General features: G+C 71.3%; 5 protein-coding genes and 1 pseudogene. 2 read left to right on the top strand and 4 right to left on the bottom strand.

Features of this window, described 5'->3' with window-relative positions; translation table 11 throughout:
* The coding region (locus AC27IQ_RS18450) for an NAD(P)/FAD-dependent oxidoreductase (RefSeq protein WP_487090333.1) at positions 1-675 on the top strand (675 nt) is incomplete at its 5' end.
* Between the two features lie 185 nt (positions 676-860).
* A complete protein-coding gene (locus AC27IQ_RS18455) occupies positions 861-2141 on the top strand; it encodes a purine-cytosine permease family protein (protein WP_487090334.1) in 1281 nt (426 codons plus the stop codon).
* A gap of 137 nt (positions 2142-2278) precedes the next feature.
* Here AC27IQ_RS18455 and AC27IQ_RS18460 read toward each other — a convergent pair whose 3' ends face one another.
* From AC27IQ_RS18460 to AC27IQ_RS18475, 4 genes and pseudogenes are all read right to left on the bottom strand, one after another.
* Positions 2279-3034 carry an SOS response-associated peptidase gene (locus AC27IQ_RS18460; RefSeq protein ID WP_487090335.1) on the bottom strand — a complete coding sequence of 252 codons (756 nt, stop codon included), beginning with the start codon at positions 3032-3034 and terminating at the stop codon, positions 2279-2281.
* Positions 3031-4221, bottom strand: a complete 1191-nt coding sequence (locus AC27IQ_RS18465; protein WP_317359859.1) for a GGDEF domain-containing protein — start codon at positions 4219-4221, stop codon at positions 3031-3033. Before AC27IQ_RS18465 ends, AC27IQ_RS18460 begins: the two co-directional genes overlap by 4 nt.
* A 189-nt stretch (positions 4222-4410) precedes the next feature.
* A complete protein-coding gene (locus AC27IQ_RS18470; protein WP_487090336.1) occupies positions 4411-4854 on the bottom strand; it encodes a GNAT family N-acetyltransferase in 444 nt (147 codons plus the stop codon).
* A 14-nt stretch (positions 4855-4868) separates the two neighbouring features.
* A pseudogene (locus AC27IQ_RS18475) lies at positions 4869-5332 on the bottom strand (AAA family ATPase); the annotation flags it as partial.

Consider the following 5332-nt stretch of genomic DNA (forward strand, 5'->3'; position numbering starts at 1 on the left):
GTCAAGGCCGAAGGCATCGATCGCTTCGAAGGCACGCAACTGCATTACCACGAGGATGCGGCCGACACCGCCGGCCGGCATGTGGTCGTGCATGGCGGCGAAGACACCGCCGTGGCCCGCGCCATCGCCTGCGCCCAAGCGGGGCCGCACGCCGCCGCCAGCGTGACCCTGCTGCACCGGCGCGATGCCTTCCAGGCGCCGCCCGAGGCCCTGGCCCAGCTGAAGGCCCTGCGCGACGCCGGCCGCATCGCGGTGGTGGCCGGGCAGATCGTCGGCATCGAGGTGCAGCAGGACCGCCTGAGCGCGCTGCAACTGATCGACCCGGACGGCCAGCCGCGACCGTTGCCGCTCGACGTGCTCATCGCCTGCCTCGGCATCTCGCCGCGCCTGGGCGCCATCGCCGACTGGGGACTGGCGATGGAGCGCAAGCAGCTCGTGGTCGATACCGCGGCCTTCCGCACGGCCATCCCCGGCATCCATGCGGTGGGCGACATCAACACCTACCCCGGCAAGCGCAAGCTGATCCTGTGCGGCTTCCACGAAGCCACGCTGGCGGCTTTCGGCGCGGCCGAATACCTGTCCGGCGCGCCCGTGGCGCTGCAATACACCACCACCAGCGCCCGGCTGCACGAGCGGCTGGGGGTGGCGGTGCCGGCGGCCTCCGCACCGCCCTAGAATCGCGGCTTCGCCAGGGGTGCTGCCGACCGGCCCCCGTCTGAGACTTTCCCCTTGAATCGGCCGGGGTCATCCTCGCGCAGGCCATTCGCCTCCCGCCGCCACGCCCACCGCATGCCGTCCCGGCGTGCCTTGGGGCCAGCCCGTGCCGCGACCCTGCTGTGCCTGCCATCCACGGAGCTTCCATGCCGCCCTCCTCGCCCCCTGCGCCCGCCAACGACGCGCTGATCCCCATCGCGCCCGACCGCCGCGTCTTCCGTTTCGGCGACCATGCCTCGCTGTGGTTCAGCCTGGGCGTGGGCCTGCTGGTGATGCAGGTCGGCGCCTATCTGATGCCCGCGTTGAGCCCGCGCGAGGCGCTGGCGGCCATCGTGGCCGGCTCGCTGATCGGCGCCGGCCTGCTGGGCTGGGTGGCCAAGATCGGCTGCGACAGCGGCCTGGCGAGCGCCGGACTGATGCATGCCGTCTACGGGCGCGCGTTCGCGGGCCTGCCCATCGGGCTCAACATCGTGCAGCTCGCGGGCTGGGGCGCGTTCGAGCTGGTGGTGATGCGCGATGCCACGGTGGCCATCGGCCGGCAGGCCGGCGCCATGGGCGGTGCCCACTGGCCGGTGCTGGCCACGCTGCTGTGGGGCGGCGTGGTGATGCTGCTGCTCAGCGGCTCGATGGTGCAGCTGGTGCGCCGGCTCATCGCGCGCGTGGCGCTGCCCCTGATGGTGCTGTCGCTGCTGTGGCTGAGCTGGCAGTTCGTGTCGCTGGCGCAGGCCCAGGGCTTCGCCACGCTGTGGACGCGCCCCGGCGCGGGCGGCATGGGCGTGCTACCGGCGCTGGACCTGGTGATCGCCATGCCCATCTCCTGGCTGCCGCTGGTGGCCGACTACGCGCGCCACGGTACCTCCGGCCGGTCCGCGCTGCGCGGCACCTGGCTGGGCTACGCGCTGGCCAACCTGTGGTGCTATGCGCTCGGCGTGCTGGTGGCGCTCACGCTGCCCAGCCAGGACCTGGTGACCGCGCTGCTGCTGGCCCAGGGCGGGCTGATCGCGCTGTCGCTCATCCTGATCGACGAGGTGGACAACGCCTATGGCGATGCGTATTCGGGCGCGGTGTCGGCCCACAGCCTGCTGCCGCGCTGGGGCGTGCGCCGCTGGGGCATGGCCATGGCGGCGCTGTGCACGGCGCTGGCCCTGGTGCTGCCCATGCACAGCCTGGAGCCGTTCCTGCTGCTGCTCAGCTCGGTGTTCGTGCCGCTGTTCGGCGTCATCCTGGGCCGGCTGGCGTTCGGCGCGCCGGTGCAGCAGGCCCTGGCAAAGGCGCGGCGGGTGGAATGGCTGCCCGTCGGCCTCTGGATCGCGGGCATCGCCTGCTACCACGGGCTGCCGCGGGTGCTGCCGGCGCTGGGCGCGGCGCTGCCGACACTGTGCTTGTGCTTCGCGCTGGCGTTTCTCACCCGGCCGGGCCGGCGCTGACCCACGCCTGCGGCGCACACGGCCGGCTTGCGTGGCCGCGTGATGGTTTGAGGCAAAAATCGGGCTCCAGCACAATAACCACTAGGGCATATTGCTATATTTTCAATAGCAATCTGCGGGCATCGCGCTGGGCCGGGTCACAGGAAAGCGGGAGGCCCCTTGTCGGCCTTGCTTTCCACCGGGTTGGCCAGCAGCCAGTTGGCCGGGTACTGGCGCATGAACTCCCGCGCCTTCTCCGGCCGGGCCGACAGCCAGGCGCCGTAGGCGCCTTCGTTGAGCAGGGCCGGCATGCGCTTTTCGCTGCCGGGCAGCTGGTAGCGGTGGATCAGCGCATGGCTGTTGGCGTTCACGGTGAGCACGGTGTAGCTGACCAGCTCCTCGCCCTCGGGGCCGGTCCAGCGGGCCCACAGCCCCGCCGCGCCCATCGGCAGGCCATCGACGCGCGCGATGCGCGTGGGCACGGCCTTGCCGCTGCGCCAGTCGTCCTCGAAAAACGCCGCCATGGGCACGATGCAGCGCTGGCCTTTCAGCCACGCCTCGCGGAACGGCGTGGCGGTGGAGACCGTCTCGGAGCGCGCGTTCACCAGCTTGGGGGCGCGCAGCCGTCCGTCGGAGGCCGATTTCACCCAGTGCGGTACCAGCCCCCACTGGGCGTGCACCAGTTCGCGCGCCAGTCGGGGGGCGCCGTCCGCATCGGGAGCGGCATCGGAACCGGCATCGGGATCTGCCCCCGCCGCCGATTCGGTATCGCCCGGCGGGGGCGCCACGGCGCGGATGAAGAAGCCGGGCTTGCGGGGCTTCACGTAGCGTTCGCCGCGCGTGTCCGGCGGCTCCACGCCGAAGGCCTCGCGGTAGGTTTCGGGCAGGGGCAGGGTCTCGTAGCGCGTGGTCATCCGGGGATCGTACCTGCGCCCTCGCCCGCCGCTTCGCACAGGGGTGCCCACACGGCCTGGTCGCGCCCCTGCGCCTTGGCCGCATAGAGCGCGCGGTCCGCCCGCTCCAGCGTCTGCTCGATCGACTCGCCCACCACGTGCTGCGCCAGGCCGATGGAGACGGTCAGGTGGATCGGCGCCGAGCCCGGGTGCGTGAGCCGCAGCGCCGAGACGGTTTGGCGCACCCGCTCCAGCAGCGCGCTGGCATCGGCCGGCTGGGTGTTGCACAGCATCAGCACGAACTCCTCGCCGCCCCAGCGCGAGAGCACGTCGGAGTCGCGCACGCTGGCTTTCACCGAGCGGGCGAAGGCCTGCAGCGCGCGGTCGCCCGCCGCATGGCCATGGGTGTCGTTGATGGCCTTGAAATGGTCCAGGTCCAGCTGCACCAGCACCAGCGAATGCCCGCTGCGCGCGGTGCGGCGCTGCTCCAGCCGCATCAGCTCGATCATGTGGCGGCGGTTGAGCAGCCCGGTCAGCTCGTCGTGCGTGGCCAGTTCGCGGATGTGCTCCAGCGCCTCGGCCAGATCGTGCTTTTGCTGGCGCAGCTGCTGGCGCGTGGCCTGCACCCGCGTGGTGAGGAAGGTGCTGCCCACCAGCACCACGAGGATCATGATCGCGTAGGCGGCGGCCATCGCGGGGCCCTGGTGCAGGTCCTCGCGCAATTCCAGCAGCACGCCCCCGGCCCCGAAGGCCGCGAGCGAATAGAACAGCACCCCCACCATCTGCCGCGTGGACAGACCGAAGATCCCGAACATCAGGATCACCGCCAGGATCGGCAGCGTGATGCCCCGCGCCGGCCCCGCGATCACGAAGGCCGCGGCGTTGCAGGCCACGGCATAGAGCATCTGGAACAGCGTGAGCGAAGGGTCGCGAAAACGCCGCGACACCCCGCTGCGGATCAGCGTGAAGACCCCGATCAGGCCCGAGATGCAAAACAGCGTCCACCAGCGGACCCATTGCGCATCCGCGATGCCCGCCCGCGCCACGATGTGCATCGCCACCACGCAGCACAGCATGAGCAGCCCCGCCAGTCCCGCCATGGCCGATCGCACGCGCAGGCGCCGTTCCGTGCCCAGCAGCCCATCGAGCACGCGGGACGGGGTCGGGAACAGGGCGCGGTCGCGCCATCTCGCAAGCCGTGGCGGCAAGGGGTCTCCTTGGAGTGGGTCGCAGGCCAGGCCGGCCATCGGGCGGCCCACGGCGCCGCCGGGTGGGCCAGCACCGATGGTGCCTGCGGAATTCTAGGAGTCCTGTCGCCCGCGCGCCCACCCGGCATGGGAGGGTTTACACCCATCCCTCTGGCCCGGCCTTGCCACGCGGGCCCTGCCCTGTCGCTGTCAGGGGACGGCCGCGAGCCGTTTCTTCATCGACGGTGCGGGGTGCAGCGCATAGCCCCCGCGTTCGTAGAACGCGATGGCCTCGGGCCGTGCGTCCAGGAACACCAGGGCCATGGCGCGTGCCTGCGCATCGGCTTCGGCGTAGGCCATCAGCGCCCGGCCGGCGCCGCTGCCCCGCACGGCGGCATCCACCACGAGGTCATCGACATGCAGGTAGGCCCCGCGCGCCAGGGTCTGCACGGGCCGCATTCCCATGACCCCGACCAAGGCGCCGCCCTGGTAGGCGCCCACGAGTTCATAGCCGGCGCACGACTGCTGGCGCACGCGCCGCAGGAACTCGGCCTCGTCCAGCGCGCGCAGCTGCGCCATCACCGGATAGGCGTCCTTCCACTGCGCAGGCAAAAGCCTCCGGATTTGCAGGGCAGCGTCGGGGTCTTGGGTCATGGCAATGGCATCTTTCATGCGGGCACCGGCTCCAGCACCGGCACGCCGCGCCGCTTGGCCACGGCGATGGGTGGGGCCCAGCGCGAGCCCTGGGGTTTCTTGCTGGTCACCAGGGTGATCTCGGCGGGCTCGAAGACTTCCAGGTTGTGGGTGATGGGCGTGGTCAGCACGTATTGCGCCTGGGTGGAGCGCAGAAAGTGGCCGACCAGCTGGATGTTGCGCACGTCCAGGTGGGCGAAGGGCTCGTCGATGAACACGAAGCCGCCCGAGCCGCTTTCCTCGTCCTTGAGCAGGCCCACGAGCAGGATGAGCGACTTGATGACCTGCTGGCCGCCCGAGGCCTCGCCGTCGTTCATGCCGATGCTGCCCTTGCCGTCGAACGCGAAGTGCACCTTCAGGCCCGCCTGCGCGAGCACGGTGTCGTCGTTCTCCAGCAGCGGCAGGTCGGCCGCCACCTCCACGCCGGCGAGGCGCCCAG

The organism is Acidovorax sp. KPB24-07, assembly GCF_057543315.1.

What these genes read in the sequence shown, in the direction of transcription:
- AC27IQ_RS18455 (WP_487090334.1), top strand. Translation starts at nt 861, where the DNA reads ATGCCGCCCTCCTCGCCCCCTGCGCCCGCCAACGACGCGCTGATCCCC.
- AC27IQ_RS18460 (WP_487090335.1), bottom strand. Translation starts at nt 3,034, where the DNA reads ATGACCACGCGCTACGAGACCCTGCCCCTGCCCGAAACCTACCGCGAG.
- AC27IQ_RS18470 (WP_487090336.1), bottom strand. Translation starts at nt 4,854, where the DNA reads ATGACCCAAGACCCCGACGCTGCCCTGCAAATCCGGAGGCTTTTGCCT.